The 15,900-nt window shown below is 44.6% G+C and carries 15 protein-coding genes and 1 tRNA gene; 2 read left to right on the top strand and 14 right to left on the bottom strand.

Going from position 1 to position 15,900, the window contains the following annotated elements; translation table 11 throughout:
* Nucleotides 1–10: 10 nt before the first annotated feature.
* From HJV72_RS05525 to HJV72_RS05515, 3 genes are all read right to left on the bottom strand, one after another.
* Nucleotides 11–1,306, bottom strand: coding sequence for an ABC transporter substrate-binding protein (locus tag HJV72_RS05525; RefSeq protein ID WP_208069389.1), 1,296 nt, complete (start codon nucleotides 1,304–1,306; stop codon nucleotides 11–13).
* A 31-nt stretch (nucleotides 1,307–1,337) separates the two neighbouring features.
* Complete coding sequence (locus HJV72_RS05520; protein WP_208069387.1) at nucleotides 1,338–2,225, bottom strand: PfkB family carbohydrate kinase; 888 nt, start codon at nucleotides 2,223–2,225, stop codon at nucleotides 1,338–1,340.
* A gap of 197 nt (nucleotides 2,226–2,422) precedes the next feature.
* A complete protein-coding gene (locus HJV72_RS05515) occupies nucleotides 2,423–3,151 on the bottom strand; it encodes a GntR family transcriptional regulator (RefSeq protein WP_208069385.1) in 729 nt (242 codons plus the stop codon).
* Nucleotides 3,152–3,360: 209 nt separating this feature from the next.
* Here HJV72_RS05515 and HJV72_RS05510 point away from each other — a divergent pair, with 209 nt between their 5' ends.
* Nucleotides 3,361–3,765 carry a hypothetical protein gene (locus tag HJV72_RS05510; protein WP_208069383.1) on the top strand — a complete coding sequence of 135 codons (405 nt, stop codon included), beginning with the start codon at nucleotides 3,361–3,363 and terminating at the stop codon, nucleotides 3,763–3,765.
* A 26-nt stretch (nucleotides 3,766–3,791) separates the two neighbouring features.
* Nucleotides 3,792–4,349, top strand: coding sequence for a flavodoxin family protein BilS (gene bilS, locus HJV72_RS05505; RefSeq protein ID WP_208069382.1), 558 nt, complete (start codon nucleotides 3,792–3,794; stop codon nucleotides 4,347–4,349).
* A 256-nt stretch (nucleotides 4,350–4,605) separates the two neighbouring features.
* Here bilS and HJV72_RS05500 read toward each other — a convergent pair whose 3' ends face one another.
* The 11 genes from HJV72_RS05500 to HJV72_RS05450 form a co-directional block, all read right to left on the bottom strand.
* On the bottom strand, nucleotides 4,606–5,484 hold the full coding sequence (locus HJV72_RS05500) for a sugar-binding transcriptional regulator (RefSeq protein ID WP_208069380.1): 879 nt from the start codon (nucleotides 5,482–5,484) through the stop codon (nucleotides 4,606–4,608).
* Between the two features lie 107 nt (nucleotides 5,485–5,591).
* Nucleotides 5,592–7,028: an FGGY-family carbohydrate kinase gene (locus HJV72_RS05495; protein ID WP_208069378.1), complete on the bottom strand. Its 1,437-nt coding sequence runs from the start codon at nucleotides 7,026–7,028 to the stop codon at nucleotides 5,592–5,594.
* Nucleotides 7,029–7,155: 127 nt separating this feature from the next.
* Nucleotides 7,156–8,328, bottom strand: a complete 1,173-nt coding sequence (locus tag HJV72_RS05490; RefSeq protein WP_208069376.1) for an iron-containing alcohol dehydrogenase — start codon at nucleotides 8,326–8,328, stop codon at nucleotides 7,156–7,158.
* A 2-nt stretch (nucleotides 8,329–8,330) separates the two neighbouring features.
* Nucleotides 8,331–9,023 (bottom strand): class II aldolase/adducin family protein, encoded by a 693-nt coding sequence (locus HJV72_RS05485; protein ID WP_208069374.1) that lies wholly within the window; start codon nucleotides 9,021–9,023, stop codon nucleotides 8,331–8,333.
* A 32-nt stretch (nucleotides 9,024–9,055) separates the two neighbouring features.
* Nucleotides 9,056–10,063, bottom strand: coding sequence for an ABC transporter permease (locus tag HJV72_RS05480; protein WP_066571699.1), 1,008 nt, complete (start codon nucleotides 10,061–10,063; stop codon nucleotides 9,056–9,058).
* Between the two features lies 1 nt (nucleotide 10,064).
* The gene (locus tag HJV72_RS05475) at nucleotides 10,065–11,036 is read right to left on the bottom strand and encodes an ABC transporter permease (RefSeq protein WP_208069372.1); all 972 of its coding nucleotides are present in this window, start codon (nucleotides 11,034–11,036) and stop codon (nucleotides 10,065–10,067) included.
* A complete protein-coding gene (locus tag HJV72_RS05470) occupies nucleotides 11,026–12,546 on the bottom strand; it encodes a sugar ABC transporter ATP-binding protein (protein WP_208069370.1) in 1,521 nt (506 codons plus the stop codon). The genes HJV72_RS05475 and HJV72_RS05470 overlap by 11 nt, the downstream gene beginning before the upstream one ends.
* A 28-nt stretch (nucleotides 12,547–12,574) precedes the next feature.
* Entirely contained in the window at nucleotides 12,575–13,657 is a 1,083-nt protein-coding gene (locus HJV72_RS05465) for a sugar ABC transporter substrate-binding protein (RefSeq protein ID WP_208069368.1), read from the bottom strand.
* Nucleotides 13,658–13,702: 45 nt separating this feature from the next.
* Entirely contained in the window at nucleotides 13,703–14,698 is a 996-nt protein-coding gene (locus HJV72_RS05460; protein ID WP_208069366.1) for a 2-hydroxyacid dehydrogenase, read from the bottom strand.
* 309 nt (nucleotides 14,699–15,007) lie between these two features.
* Nucleotides 15,008–15,078: transfer RNA gene (locus tag HJV72_RS05455), tRNA-Cys, on the bottom strand.
* A 50-nt stretch (nucleotides 15,079–15,128) separates the two neighbouring features.
* Nucleotides 15,129–15,767, bottom strand: coding sequence for a lactate utilization protein (locus HJV72_RS05450; RefSeq protein ID WP_208069364.1), 639 nt, complete (start codon nucleotides 15,765–15,767; stop codon nucleotides 15,129–15,131).
* Nucleotides 15,768–15,900 lie beyond the last annotated feature (133 nt).

The following is a 15,900-nucleotide window of genomic DNA, read 5'->3' as shown; positions in this document are numbered from 1 at the left end:
CTGCCACTTCTTACTTGTTTGCTTCTGCGACTTCTTTTGCCGCCTTCTGCACATCTGCTATGATATCTTCCGCCGTCTTACCGTCCAGGCCTTCCTGCAGGCTTGCCATATATGTATTGGCCACATTGCCGTCCACGCACTGGTCCAGCCATTCGGCAATTGCGGTGTAGTCTTCTGCAGTCTCATATGCCGCTGCAATGACGGGGTCGGAATTATCTTCTGTGATGCCGCCGATCAGTGCATTCGGAAGTCCGGTCTCTTTCGTCTGTTTCAGTGCCTGCTCTTTGGATGTCATGAACTTGAGAAATGCAACCGCTTCATCCGGATGCTTGCACTCTGCCGAGACAGCATAGTTTTCAGAGCCGCCTGTCACGATGCTGGTTGCCTCATCACCTGACGCGTCATTAGGGATTGGAATCTTGAAGTACCCGTAACCGTCCTCACCCATTGCGTCCGTATAGAAGGAGAACTGGCTCGTCGCGTCCAGAATCATGCCATATCTGCCTGCCGCGAACTCTTCGCGTACCTGATAGTAATCCTGCGAATTGACATTTGTCCCAAGGTACCCTTTATCGTTCAGGTCGAGGAATGTCTGTACGGCTTTCGTATAGCCGGAATCCGTAAATTCTCCTGACTCCGGATTGTAATCACTCGTACGTGCACCGGCATCTACATAGTTTGCATTAAACTGGCCTACGTACCACATCGTATACCACTTGTCCGAATTGCCGAATGCAATCGGGGTGACATCATTTTCCTGCAATTTCTGGCATACATCTATGAATTCATCCCACGTCTCGGGTACGTCAAGATTATTGTCTGCAAATACCTGCTTGCTGTAAAGCATATACAGCACGGAACTCCTGTAAGGCACTGCATAATTCTTGCCGTCATACACGCTGCTGCTTAAAAACGACGGAAGAAAGCTGTCTCTCCATTCCGGGTCGTCTTCCATATAAGGGGTAAGGTCCAGCGTCCGCCCGGCGCGGGAGAAGCGGTTCAGGCATTCGCCTCCCCATGCAAAGAAAATGTCCGGCAGATCGCCGCCTGCCGCCAGCACGCTTAGCTTCTCCTTGATGGCCTGGTCGCTGATGTTCTCATATTCAATATCGACATCAGGATGGGCGTCTTCAAAATCAGCTATCGCCTGTTCAAAATACCCTTTATATTCTTCTTCCGGATGCTTATCCAGGAACGTCAGCTTAATCTTATCACCATCAGCCTCTTTTTCCTTGCCGCCGCACCCGGCGATGAGCGATACGGTCATAGCCATCATCAAAACAACTGTTAGAACCTTTTTTTTCATAATCCCTTTCCTTCCTTTCTCCAAGTGGCAACTAGATATTAATGATCTTAGACAGGTTCTCCGGGTCGACGTCATACCCCACACCTAATGAACCGTCCTTTACTACTACTTCTGCGGCAAATTCCGCCGCCTTTTTAAGTGAAATAGTTATCTTATCTTCAGCTGATAAAGGCTCGTCAGCCTCCGCTGATAAATAATTCGATAGAAATGCACTGATATAGGAATCTCCTGCACCCATTGTATCAATGGCTGTCACCTTACATATGTCCTGCGAATAGTACCTGGCGCCGTCATACGCCACAGCCGGTTCGCCGCCTCTTGTCCCGACTGCTATCCGGGCCCCGAGGCGGACACATTCTTCCAGGATGCCTCTCGTCTCTTCTTCATCTATATGGCTGCAGGAAAAAAATGCATATTTTATATACGGTGATATGTTCTCTATGTCTTCCTGCGTAAAGTTATCATAAAAATCGTAGCACACCTCTATGCCTGCTCCGGAAAGCTTCCTGATCTTATCTGCACCCACTCTGGCCCCCCAGCTGATACAGGCAACATCAAACGTCTTAATATACGCGATTTCCTCTTCCGTAAAAGTAAAGGGATATAGGTCTGTCACACCTTGTCTGTTCCAGTCAAGGAAGATGCGGTCTCCATCCCGAAGGTCCACAAGCGCATAACCGCTCGACCCTTTTTCGTGATGAGAATGGCTCGTATCTATCCCTGCGTCAGCCAGAGTCTTTTCCAGAATACGTCCTGCCGCATCATCCGCGAAAATCCCCATGAACCCGGCATCAATTCCCTGCAGCGCTGCATTGTAAGCCACATTGTACTCATTCCCGCCAGGGTACATCCGCTTCTGATGTCGGTAGATATCCATGGTAGCAATGCCAATTCCTAAAATTCTCGGTTTTCTATTCATACTTGCTCTCCGTTTAACATGTATTAATACGTCTTATATATTACTATAATGACAACTATCTTTTTTGTCAATAAAATTCTCTTTCATAATACCTTTTTGTGCAAATTTTATAAATTATTATTCCATTTTTAGTAAAAAAAACAGGCTCTTCATCCGAAAAGCCTGTTTACTTTTTTATTAACTTGTATCAAGTCATATTATACATACCATTTCAAAAAACGGTCGTTATCTCCCCTTACGATATCTTTTACCGTATGTATCGGGTCCCCGTTCATATCAAACACGCACACCTCGCATTCGATTACAGGTGTCCCCAGTGACAGATCCAGATACTTAGCTATCTCTTCATCCGCAAATATAATCCTCACACTTCTTCGCCCCTTGTTCGAAGGCACCATATGGTATTTATTAATTAGTATGTCATAGAACGACTTTGTCAGGTCCTCTTCACGCATGTCTATCAGGTCCGGCGACATATGGTTCTCCTCAATTGTAATCGGCACGCCGTCCGCACTTCTGACCCTTTTGAGCACAAGGACTTCTCCGTTCGTATTGCCGCCAAAAAATTCCCGGTCCAGCTCTGTCTTAATATCTTCAATCCCAAATTTGATGACCTCGGACGTAAGATTGATTCCCTGCATCCTGGCATCCTCCGTAAAGCTGGTCACACCGATGGGCAGACGGAGCATATCGGAGTCCGCAACGAAGCTGCCTTTTCCCTGCACCTTTATGATGTACCCTTCGACTGTCAGTTCCTCCATGGCATTACGGACAGTGACCCGGCTCATATGGTACTCTTTCTGCAGCTGCGCCTCCGACGGAATCTTGTCCCCCGGCTTCAGCATGCCTGTTCTGATTTCCTTTTTGATCTTGTTCTTCAACTGCAGATATAACGGTGTTGCGTTCGTTTTTTCAATAACGCCCATTTATACATTCTCCTAACAACTTGTATTATAGCTCGTATTATATTTCCATCATATACCAATACGAAATTAATTGCAATCTCAATTTGATTGACAATATTTGTCATACGTATTAATATGACTTTCTTTATTATTTTATATATTTTTAATGAGGAGTTTATTGACTTTATGTCCAGACAGCGTATGATGCTTAATTAGGAGGGTGATTTAATTTGAAAGAAAAGTTTATTCGTTTTATGTCCGGAAGATACGGCATCGATTCATTTGGCAAATTTACTTTAATAGCCGCAGTAGCGGCAATCATACTGTCTGGCTGGTTTGACGGTCTTATGTTTTCTGCCCTCACTGTCTTTGCGTGGGCCTGCGTCGTCTACTCTTACTTCCGTATGTTCTCCCGGAATGTCTATAAGAGAGCTGCGGAAAACCAGAAATGGCTCAATAAGACGTACAAGATACGCGCCTGGTTCTCCCGGCAGAAAAGCTCGGCGTCACAGCGCAAAGTGTACCATATCTACAAATGCCCTTCTTGCAGGCAGAAGATACGGATACCAAAGGGAAAGGGCAAGATAGAAGTCCGCTGCCCCAAATGCAGTACGACATTTATCAAGAACAGCTAAGATATGTTAAAGGAGGGGTAACTGATATGTTAGAATATCTCGTACTATATGAGAGCCGGTCCGGCAATACGAAGAAAATCGCTGCCGCCATATTTTCTAACCTGCCCGGCAACTCCAAGGATCTCATCGATATCACGACAGACAAGTCCATTCCGGAAGCGAAAGTCTACTTTATCGGATTTTGCGTGAACTGTGGCACGTGCAGCATGGAAGTGAGCGACTTTATAAACGGGCTCGGCGGAAAGAGGATTGCTTTGTTCGGCACCTGCGGCATGGGCGACTCTCCTGATTATTATAAGGCGATAGAAAAGAGTGTCAATGCATGGATAGAAAATGATAATGACTACCTCGGCGCATTCATCTGTCAGGGTAAGATGCCCCGGAAGGTACGGGAAAAATATGAATCCATGAGGGCACCTGAGAATGAGGCACAGATGGATATGTATATCCGTAACTTTGATGAGGCGCTGACCCATCCGGACAGCCTGGATATAGAGCACGCAAAAGTATTCACACAAAAATGTCTGAAGAAGCTGGACGAAATGGACGGTGAATTCAAAACACGGAATACAACGCAATATTGACGGTGTATCCAAATTCGACATACGTAATATAATATCTTACCTTATTCGTCAATTTTTTTACTCGCCGGCGGCATTTTCCATATAATTCCAGAGTTTTCCACATTTATTATCCTATTAATCCACAAATTGTGTATAAATAATGGATACATTTCCAGCATCCGAATATTTTTTTCTGATTTTTCGACTTTATTCGCTAAATTGGGATAAGTTGGGGACGGGGGATTTTTAAAAATCCCCCGTCCCCATGACCAATTATTCACAGCTGCAAAATGCATCTTGCTGTGTCTTCATCTGTAATCATGATATTTATAATCTTACCTTTCATAGCTGCATGTATCGCTTTCACCTTCTCTTCTCCAAAGGCTACTGCAATCCTTACCGGTATCCTTAAGTAATCGGCAGTTGTTGCTCCTACTACGCAGCTGGATACCTTCTCAGCATTAAATCTGCCGTTTTTATCATAAAAATGAAACATAATATCCCCAACACATCTCTGATCCAATTCTTCAAAGAGATACGGAGGAAACTCCAGGTTTTTAAGATTCTCTTTTACAGAATTCGTAATTCCTATTCCTGTTATCGCATATTCAGCATTACATATCTCTTTATATGTGTTTATGATATTTGCATCGTTTAAAAACAGGTCTCTTTTTTCCGGAGAGCTTACGATACCCGGAGCTGCCAGGTAGACTGCATTTGCATTTAACTTTTCCGCCCAATTCTGTGCAACCGTAACACTTGGAATATTCTCCCCAAACATTCCGGTCAGCTGAGTGATGTTCAACTCATTTTCTCCTTCTATCGGATGAAAATAATTGGCAACGGCATTCATGGTCTTCCCACCGGATATCGCGATGGTACCCTTCCGTGGCATAATGCCTTGTATGTAACGTGCTGCCACATTATAAGTTGAATTTGGCTCCACGTTCCTTGCCACTATAATATCCCGCATGCCATAACGCTTCATCAGCTCCGCTTCCAGCTCTTCCTGTCGCATCCCGTCATCCTGGCCATGGATGTAAATCTGTATAATTCCCAGTTCTCTTCCCTCTGTCAGCAGACGCACTACCGTAGTCCTGCTGATTCCAAGCTTCTCCGCAATCTCCTGTTGATTCATCTGTAAGATGTAGTACATTCTGCCTACCTGTTCTATCAAAGCGTGACTACGTAGTTTTACTGGTCTCATATGCTATATGTGGATCTGACTATAAAGATCCATATTCCCCTTTCATTGCTTAATTTTTATGTTCCTATCTTATTTCTAACTGCTTCCCAGCGATTATAATACTCTTGTATCATTTGATTATTTTCCGGTTCATATACTTTATCAACTGCCGTATTACACCGACTGCATCCAAAATAATCATTACAGACCCTAACACATCCCCTGGCCGATGCCTGCACATATCCTTCCCGCAGTATTAATTTCCTCTGCAGGAGATCCGCTGTCAATTGGCCCAGCATGGCAGACCGAAATCCGCCTCCGCACCCAAAAACATAATTCTTATCAATCGATGTCATTTCACATAAGCTATGGCATTGGTTGCTGATTCCACAGGCAATATCCGCTATCAAGGCATATGCCAGATCATAGCGGTCCAGATTTTCATCAATCGGAGCCGACATATAAAACCCCCCGTTTTGCAATGATCTGTTCTCCGAAAAAATCAATGTACCAAAACTTGCAATACACCTGACTCTGTCTATTTTCTGTAGTTCTTCCTCTATCTTCTCATATGTTACATCTGGAAAAAGGAACGATTTCATACGCTGATAGTTTAAGCCTGTGACGCCCGCATTTGTCTCTATCTGGTAGCTCTTTCCATCAATATAAGAATCTGTCCAGCATCTCTGCCTCTCATCATAAAACTTATATGGAACAATTGTAACAATCGGAGAAGTCGTTCCCGAAACGATGACAACCTCATTTTGTTTTGCATCCATCCCTTTGACCGCCATCTGCGTATCCGCACCGCCAACGACAAACACCACATCCGTAGAGAGCCCTAGTTCGTGGCAGACTGATGCTTTTATATGCCCAAGATTTTTGCCTGCCGTATCAAGTGAAGGGAGAATATCGGTATCAATTCCAAATATGCTGCACAATTCCTGCGACCACTCAAGCCGTCCGATATCGAAAACCTGCGTCTCACACGCCTGGGAGTGCTCCATTAAAAGATTGCCTGTAAAAAGATAGCCAATCCAATCACTCAGGCTCGTTATTTTAGAAATCTTCTTGTATATTTCCGGCCTTTTTTTCCGAAGTCCTAATAGCTTACCTGCCGAAAAGACTCCAGACAGCCAACGTCCTGTCTTATAATATATCTCATGTTCGTTTGGGATTTCTCCAATCCACTCATCTCCGCGGTTGTCTATATTAGGAAGTCCATAGAACGCTTTCCCTTCCTTATCCAAAAGTACAACAGATTCCCGGGCGCTCGTAGATGTAAATGCCTTGATGCCATATCCTGGATAAGATATGAGCATTTCCTTCACATATGATAAGATTACCTCTGACCAGTCTTCGGGTAAAAAGTACAATGCATCTTCATATGCATAATCCCTGTGATACGGATTTGCAAACGACCTTATCCCAATCAGTTCACCTTCCACTGACATAAGCACGACTCTTGAATTACCTGTGCCGATGTCCATGACTAAATATGCCTCTTTACACATTCTTTTCTCCTATGCATAGCACATTTAGTGGCCCAATTCAGTGCTATGATAATACCATAATCTGGTAACTTAGTCAAATTCACACAGGGTTATCCAACGTCCTTGAACAACCCTGTCAGCCTCTATTTTACAAACACATTCGCAGCACCTGTTCCACAGTTCCTTCTTCAAAAACATAGGTTTCCGGACTCTCCATAACCCCCTGCACAATAGTTGGAATCATCTCACTTGTAACGCCCAGTTCTCGCAGCGTTTCCGGAAGTCCCCACCGTCTAAATACCGCTTTTAATGCCTGGATTCCTGCCAGCCCATACTCTCTGTCTGTCATTTGTTCGGTTCTCTCAATGCCAAAGACTCTCTCGGCAAACTGCATGAATTTAACCGGTGATTTCTCATTTTCTAACTCCAGCCATGCAGGATTAATCACTGCCAGCCCCTCTCCATGTGAGGAATCAGTCAGCGCACCCACTGCATGTTGGATCCAATGTGCAGGAAATCCTGCATTGGATCTGCCACAATCCTGAAGCCCGCTCATAGCCAACGTAGCCGCCCAGCTAAGCGCTGCCCTTGCATTCAGGTCTTCCGGATTGTCCAACACTTTTTCATTCTCGATTACAGTCATCACAATCCCCTCGCCTATTCTGTCAGAAATCGGATTATTGGGAACCCCGTCAAAATATCCTTCTATAATATGGGAGATTGTGTCCGCCATCCCTGCCGCTGTAATCTTATTCGGCACAGATACCAGAAGCTTGGGATCAATAATGGCTGTTTCGGGAAATGCATGTGGATCGTGTATCGCCCATTTCTGCCACTTTGCGGTATCTTCCGGCTCATCATTGGTTACCACCACATGACAGCTTGTCTCAGCACCTGTTGCAGATATCGTGCTGACTGCTACCATTGGCAGTGAAGCGGATACTTCTCTTTCTCTTCGGAAGAATTCCCATACATCTCCATCACAGGCAGCACCAATTGCTATCGCTTTTCCTGCATCTATAGCACTTCCCCCTCCTACGGCTACAACAACCTCAGCTCCCTCTTCTTTTGCCAGAGCGATTCCTTCCTGAATCTTTGACAGTTTAGGATTGCTTGAAACATATTCCAATACCTGTACTGTAACCTGGGCTTCCTCTAAACTTTTGACCGCCCTTTCATATACACCCATCTGTTCTAACGGACCCTCCTGCTTTACCAGAAGCGCTTTATCGCCCAGGGACTTCACCTCCGCTCCTAAATCTGCAAATCTGCCCTGTCCAAACACAACTTTTGTCGGATTATAATATTCGAAATCATTCATATCTATACCTCTCTGTTTGACGGAATTTGACCTGCCTTGCTCCCATTATTTACCCGCTCTCTGATTGCCAGCAATTCATCCACCTGGCTCTCCGTAAGCATCTGTGCCGGTTTCTGCAGTCCGACTGCCGCCATGTGGATTTTGGCAAAATGCTCCAGCGCCTCCATCCTGTAATACGCCTGCATCAAATCTGCACCCCATGTCAGCGCACCATGTGCTGCCAGAAGGCAGCAATTATAATCTTTGCAATATGGCGCCACGGAATCGGGCACTGCCTGAGTTCCCGGAGTTGCGTAGCTTGCAACCGGAACCACACCCAGCATAACGATTGCCTCCGCAAAGACCGGCTGGTCAATCCACTCCCCGGTTATCGCATACGCAGTCGCAGTCGGCGGATGTGCATGAACAGTTCCTCCCACCGCTTTATTCTCGTTATATACTCTGAGATGCATTTTTACTTCTGAGGAAGGGGTCCAGGTCCCTTCCAGAACATTTCCGTCAAAATCCATTTTCACCAGCATCTCCGGTGTCATATATCCCTTGCTGACACCGGTGGGCGTTGCCCATACCTCCCGCTCTCCTACCCGGAGGGTAATATTTCCGTCATTTGCTGCCACCAGCCCCCTGTCAAACACTCTTCTTCCAATCTCACATATGAGTTCCTTTGCTTTTTTATCTGATAAATATTTTCCCATGTCTTTTCGCTCCTTTTTTATGCTTAATTTGATTATTGATGTCTCCTCGTACGCAGCGCCCAGACATTTCTCTGATATGCATTGACCGCAAGGACAAATAAGATTAGTCCGCCCCTGATTACGTACTGCCAATAGAACTGTACTCCAATGAGGTTTAGACCGTTTGTTAAGAATCCAAAAAATATGACACCTACAATTGTTCCGCCCACATTGGCAAATCCCCGTCTATGCATCGTGCTTCCTATAAATACCGTGCCAATGGCATCCAGTAAATAATAGCGTCCGTTTACCGGGATATACGAAGATAACTGCGCTCCTCCAATCACCCCTGCCAGGCAGCAGCAAGCCCCGCTTACGACAAACGCAATCGTCACGCATTTCCCGACAGACACGCCCGAAAGCTCCGCGGCCCTGCGCTGCAGACCTGCCGCGTATAGGTGTCTTCCTAATACTGTCTTTTTTAAAATAAAGGCGGCTGCGACGGCTATAATCAGTGCCAGGACAATGGAGGACTTTATTGTAATATTTGCTCCTTTCTGCACAATATTAACAACCGTTCCCTGCCCAATACTTTTAAAAACCCCGTCCACACCTGAAAGATATACTGGCGTGCCCCCTTTTGTCACAATCCGCTCTATACTTTCACCAATAAACAGCGTTCCAAGTGTGGCGAGCCAGACAGAAATCCCCACTTTCAATATAAGGAAGCTGTTGATCAGCCCGAACACAAGCCCTGCTGCCAGTGCCAGCAGGATACCTGCCTCTGCCGGAATTCCGGCCCGGATTGCATACACACAGACCAGTCCCCCCATTCCATATGCCGCCGCAACCGACAGATCCGTCCCTCCGCTAATCACGACAAAGCACATTCCAATTGATACCAGCAATAAGACAGAGGAGGAACTTAATACAGTAGTAATGTTTCCAATCGACAGAAACCCTTCTGCAAAAACAGAAAAGAAAGCAAATATACCAAGCATCATAAATGCCGTTGTGTTATCATAAAGAAATCTGCCAAGTGAAAATGATTTTCTTTTCATATTATTCCACCCTCCTCTTCTGTATTGTCGTGATTGAAACGGTAACCAGAATCAATGCACCTTTGATTGCATACACCCAGTAAGATGGAACATTAATCAATGTAAACCCATTTGTCAGCACCCCGATAAATAATGCTGCTATAAAAGTTCCCGGTATATTTGGCCTGTATCTTCGCGAGAACACCGCCCCAAGATAGCTGACTAACATCACATCAAACAACTGCAGGTCTCCCGCACCCGGAGTATAACTAGACAACCTTGCTACCATTAAAAAAGCAGAAACGGATGCCATGACACCGCCAATTAAGTATGTACTTGCTACCATCAGGGATACATTAATTCCATCGGCCTTTGCCGCCAGCTCGCTTCCTCCTGACGCACTGACTTTATTTCCGTAAGAACACACGTTAAACAGAACATACATAACGATTGCCACTACAACAAATATCCATGCTATAACGGGAATTCCAAGTATTGCCGTATTTGAGATAAAGGCCAGAGCTTTATGATTCGCCGGGACTACAACATTATTCGTAATAATCCGCTCTACCCCCTGAAGCAGATACATCATACATATCGTGGAGAGAAGCGGTACCATTTTAAGCTTTACAATGGTATATGCGTTCACAGCCTCTATAGTGATACTTACCAGTACAGCCGTTACAAATGCCAGCCAAAGCGGCTTTCCGCCGCCTGCCATAACTGCAATAATAGCTCCGGCAACTGCCATATTAAGCGTTATTGATAAATCCGTCCCGCCCCGGATAACGTCGTCCCCGCCTCCTATAAAAATACCCGTCAAGCCAAATCCGCATATACCAAGGACCGCCGACTGTGCCAATATATTGACAAGATTGCTATACCGCAAAAATATAGGGGCCTTGATTACAAAGAAAATAATAATAACGGCAAATGCGATGTAACCACTGTATCTCATAATCATGTCACCGGCATTCTCCCTTTTATGTTTCATCTTCGGCACCCCCTCCCATGGAAGCAACAATGATTTGGTTCGTAACATCCTGATCCCTTATTTCCATTTCCAGTTTAGTCACTCCCCGGTACATAACAATCACCCGGTCCGACATCCCATACAATTCCTGGATGTCCTGCGTGATTATAATGACCGCCGCACCACTCCTTGCCATTTTATCAATTATCTTATATATATCAGCCCTTGCACCTATATCAATTCCTGATGTTGGCTGATTTAATATATATAATTCCGACTCATCGCTAAGCCACCTTGACAATACCACTTTCTGTTGGTTGCCGCCGCTTAGATTTCCGGTCTGAGCATCTCTTCCCGGCGTCCTGATTCCAAGATGTTCTATCTGCTCATCTGCCGCTTCTGCTTCTGCTTTATTGGAAATAACTCCATACCTCGCCAGCTTTTTCAGACAGGCAAGTGTAATGTTCTCCTGGACCGACATCTTCTGAATGGCCCCCAGCCCTCTTCTGTCATCCGGGACATATCCCATCTTTTCCTGAACTGCCTTCTGAGGGCTGATGTAGCTCATCTTCTTTCCTTTGAATTCTATCTCTCCGCCGACAATATCTGCATTGTCATAGATACTGATTCCAACCTTATCGTGCCCGGAACCCATAAGTCCTGTTATTCCAAGAATCTCACCTCTTCGCACCTGAAAATTCAAATCGCGGAATTCTTTTTTATGGGTCAGCCCTTTTACAGATAATATGGTCTCCCCCGGTTCCCGCTGTTTTTGAGGATACTGTTCCAGAATATTTCGCCCCACCATCATTGTCACCAGAGAATCAATTGTTACATCAGCCGCATCCACAGTATCTATCTTTTTTCCATTTCTAAGAACCGTCACCCTGTCACATAATTCCAATATCTCACCGAAATAATGGGAGATATAGATAACACCTTTTTCCTTTTTCAATTGATGGATGATGTTAAACAGACGCTCCGATTCCTTCTTGGCCAGTACCGCCGTTGGTTCATCAAATACGATTACTTTGGGATCATTCATCAATGCCCTGCATATCTGTATCAATTGCTGTTCACCAACTGTCAGTTGACTAACCAGTCTGTCTCCCGGCAATTCTACCCCCACTTTTTCTTTCAGCATCTTTTCTGCTGACTTTACCATCCCCTTTCTGTCCATGAACCGAAAAAGAGATTTTGTTTTTTCAATTCCTAAAAACAGCATTTCAGCAACTGTAAGATGCCGAACAACATATCGCTCCTGATGGATAAAACTGATTCCAAGATGTTCTGCGGTACGGGCATTTAATTTCTTCGTAATATCTTCACCATCAAAGATAATCCGGCCCTCATCATTGCTATAAAGTCCGGCAAGTATCTTCATGATAGTTGACTTTCCTGCCCCATTTTCACCGACAAGACCATGTACTTCCCCTGCTTTGATCTGAATTGTTACATTAGACAACGCTTTTACTCCCGGAAATTCCTTTGTAACATCTAGCATTTCCAGTATATATTCTGCTCCAGCCATATCTTCACCTTCCTACAGTTGCCTCTGCTTATTTGACGTTCAATTCAATTCCCAATTCTTTGATCGCAGTCTCCCAATTCAGCTTGTTCACATATACCGGCGCAGAATAAACCGTACTTGGCACCTGCTCCCCTGCAAGATATCTGGCGCATTGATCCACTGCTGCCTGTCCTATCTGGTATGGATTCTGAGCCATGTCACCGTACATTGTAGAATTCTGGTCTGCCACCAGTTCCAGCACAGTTGAAGAGCCATCTACCGCATAGATCTTCACTTCCTCTCTTCCTGCCTCTGCACATGCCTGTGCAACTCCGATACACGGCGTATCCCATGCCAGCCAAATTGCATCCACATCCGGCTCCTTTGTCAGCAGATCAAGTGTCTTCTTTCTGGCATCTTCCGCTGCCCCGGTAATGACGTCCTGAAGCTCTGGCTCTATAAATTCGATTCCCGGATAATCCTTCGCCACATATTTCATCATGTCATATCTAATGCCGCATACCCGGACTCCATAGAATCCATTGAATACTGCGATCTTTCCTTCACCGCCTAAATCTTCAAACATATTGCGCGCCAGTTCTTCTCCAATCAGATAGTTATCGGATGTGCTGTTGCAAATCGAATATTGACTTACCAAATCTACCGTAAATAACGGGATGCCGGCATCGCTGACCTTTTTCATAACCGGCTCGTACACATCTGCGTCTCCCAACTGTTTAATAATTGCATCTGGTTTCTGTGTAATCATATTCTCAATGTCGGCAATGTGTTTCTGATCGTTTCTCTCCCCGTCCACCGCTACTGCTTCACCACCTAATTCCTTGATTCGGTCAATCTGTCCCTGATATGCATGTAAGTCAAATTCATGGTCTGTTCCCAGAACTGCAACGCCTATCGTATAACCCTCCAGTGAAGGCACGTCCATACCATCCAGAACCCCCTTCACGCCGGATGCATCCTTTTTTCCTTTCGTCTCTGTATTATCTGATTCTTTGTTATCCTCAGCGCCCGACTTCGGTGTCTCTTCGGATGTAGAGCTACATCCAATCATTACAAGAACCATCACAACACTCATGAACAACACTGCTATCTTCTTCATCCGTCTCTTCATTTCTTTTCCTCCTTATTTTCAATTGTCAAAGCAACATCCAACCCTTTAACTTAACATCTGCTTATTGAAAACTACACCTTCCCAATCCGTACCTTCTTTCCACTTCATCAGCCGCTCCAGCATAATTATGGAGTGATGGTCAATCACCTCATATGTAGCCCCACAGATATGCGGTGTCAGCAGTACATTTGGTAATTCTGCGATTTTCAAATCTTCCTCGGTGGGCGGCTCATGATCTAGCACGTCCAGGATTGCTCCTCTAATCTTCCCACTTCTCAATATTGACTCCAAAGCTTTCGTATCTACGACTGCCGCTCTTGCAGTATTGACAAATACGGCCGTTGGTTTCATACGTTCCAGCAAATCCTCGCCAATCATATGTATTGTGCTTTTCAAAACAGGAAGGTGTACCGTAATAATGTCGCTATGACTGAATATGTATTCCATATCTGTTTTCCTGTAACTTTCTTTTACTGATTCTACAAATGGATCGTAAAAGAATATCTGGCAGCCAAAGGCCTCCAGAATACCGGCTGTTTTCTGCCCCACTGCGCCAAACCCGACAAAACCAACTTTTCTGCCATACAACTCATTCCCCATGAACTTACCATAGGGCTCATCTCCGCCCGGTTTCCAGTTGCCATCCTCCACCCACTGAATGGAAGACTGAATATTCCTGTGAAAGTTGATCAGCATCCCAACCAGTAATTCAGCCACTGCCTGTGCATTTCTCGCCGGTGTGCAGAATACCGGAATCTTCATTGCATTACAGGCTTCAATATCAATATTGACTGGATTAGCTCTGCAGTCTCCTATCACCTTTAAGTTCCCATAGGTGCGAATTACGTGTTCCGTAACATTATCAAGTTCCGTAATTAAAATATCCGGCTGATACTTCTTAAGCAGCTCTAAAATCTCTTTCTCGGAAAACCCACCTCCTCCTACATTGTCTGTCCACGGTTTGTAAGCGACACTTCCAAACGCTTCCTCTAACTGCTGCAGACATTTCTGTGCCATTGTCGCGGTGACTAAAATTTTCATACCTTCCCTCCTTCATTCATTATTTGTCATTTGTTCATTTATTACACATTTGTTCTTATTCGAATAATATCATCGTTTATTTTTATTGTCAATATAAATAATTATTTAACAATTAATTATCTGTCATCTTATTTTTATTTACATTTTTTATCTTTTATTTTAAAGAATAACAACATAAAGCTTTATCACACAAACTTTTATTTTCTGTACATTTGTGTGATTTTTAATGTCTTGAACGATAGTCTTATTATTAAAAATGGAAAACAAAAAAAAGCCTCAGAAACCTTAAGTTTCCAGACTTTTTCTAAAAGGCGCCAACCAGAATCGAACTGGTGATAGAGGTGTTGCAGACCTTTGCCTTACCGCTTGGCTATGGCGCCATATTGAGCACTTGTATATTATAACAAATGCTCCTTTTATAGTCAATAATTTAAAACCCTAATTCTTCATTTACAAGTATGACCTTAATCCGATTTGGTGTCTTTGAAAATCTGGTAATCAAAATCTGGCAGCAAATCGTATCCGGCGACTTGCAGTCAAAGCACATACCGTTCTTGCAGCATGGCGTATCGAGGTTAAACCTCTCTGCATTGATTGGGGCCGCCTCATTTCTGGCACGTGACATTGCATCGTCCACGCTCTTTACCGCCTTATTCATACCGACAATCATTACTACGTTCTTTGGTCCGTATGCAATAGCGGATACTCTGTTGGCATTACCGTCTATGTTTACCATCACACCGTCTTCTGTAATGGCGTTGGCACTTGTGATGAAGTAATCACAATCGTATGTAGCAAGCTCAACCTGGCGTTTTTCCTCGGGAGTCTTACAGACGTCACGGTTGAACACCTTATAATCACCTGTACAGACTGCATCCTTCAGCCCAATCTCCTTGATAGACATGGAGCCGCCCCATCCGACAGAGCTCCCTTCCGGTATCAGCTCCAGCGCTTTTTCGAGGGCTTCTTCCTTCGTCTGTGCATAATAGCCTTCCATGCTGCGGGATTCTAATCCCTTGATGATTCTCGCCCCCAGCAGCTTATTTCTTTTTACACGATTCATATCCATATTTGTTCCCTCCCTTTTATTATATTCGATTCTTGCTATATTATAACACATTTTTTGGGGACAGGGAATTTTCTAAAAGGGACAGGGGAAAGCGCGGATGGGGACGGGGGAAATCTAGATTTCCCCCGTCCCC

It is taken from the genome of Extibacter sp. GGCC_0201 (genome assembly GCF_017566055.1).
Taxonomy (GTDB): domain Bacteria; phylum Bacillota; class Clostridia; order Lachnospirales; family Lachnospiraceae; genus Extibacter.
This window is presented reverse-complemented; position numbering and strand designations above follow the sequence as displayed.

Bases quoted from the DNA above. Each gene is read 5' to 3' on its own strand.
- HJV72_RS05525 (WP_208069389.1), bottom strand. From the start codon at position 1,306: ATGAAAAAAAAGGTTCTAACAGTTGTTTTGATGATGGCTATGACCGTA.
- HJV72_RS05520 (WP_208069387.1), bottom strand. From the start codon at position 2,225: ATGAATAGAAAACCGAGAATTTTAGGAATTGGCATTGCTACCATGGAT.
- HJV72_RS05515 (WP_208069385.1), bottom strand. From the start codon at position 3,151: ATGGGCGTTATTGAAAAAACGAACGCAACACCGTTATATCTGCAGTTG.
- bilS (WP_208069382.1), top strand. From the start codon at position 3,792: ATGTTAGAATATCTCGTACTATATGAGAGCCGGTCCGGCAATACGAAG.
- HJV72_RS05500 (WP_208069380.1), bottom strand. From the start codon at position 5,484: ATGTACTACATCTTACAGATGAATCAACAGGAGATTGCGGAGAAGCTT.
- HJV72_RS05495 (WP_208069378.1), bottom strand. From the start codon at position 7,028: ATGTGTAAAGAGGCATATTTAGTCATGGACATCGGCACAGGTAATTCA.
- HJV72_RS05490 (WP_208069376.1), bottom strand. From the start codon at position 8,328: ATGAATGATTTCGAATATTATAATCCGACAAAAGTTGTGTTTGGACAG.
- HJV72_RS05485 (WP_208069374.1), bottom strand. From the start codon at position 9,023: ATGGGAAAATATTTATCAGATAAAAAAGCAAAGGAACTCATATGTGAG.
- HJV72_RS05480 (WP_066571699.1), bottom strand. From the start codon at position 10,063: ATGAAAAGAAAATCATTTTCACTTGGCAGATTTCTTTATGATAACACA.
- HJV72_RS05475 (WP_208069372.1), bottom strand. From the start codon at position 11,036: ATGAAACATAAAAGGGAGAATGCCGGTGACATGATTATGAGATACAGT.
- HJV72_RS05470 (WP_208069370.1), bottom strand. From the start codon at position 12,546: ATGGCTGGAGCAGAATATATACTGGAAATGCTAGATGTTACAAAGGAA.
- HJV72_RS05465 (WP_208069368.1), bottom strand. From the start codon at position 13,657: ATGAAGAGACGGATGAAGAAGATAGCAGTGTTGTTCATGAGTGTTGTG.
- HJV72_RS05460 (WP_208069366.1), bottom strand. From the start codon at position 14,698: ATGAAAATTTTAGTCACCGCGACAATGGCACAGAAATGTCTGCAGCAG.
- HJV72_RS05450 (WP_208069364.1), bottom strand. From the start codon at position 15,767: ATGGATATGAATCGTGTAAAAAGAAATAAGCTGCTGGGGGCGAGAATC.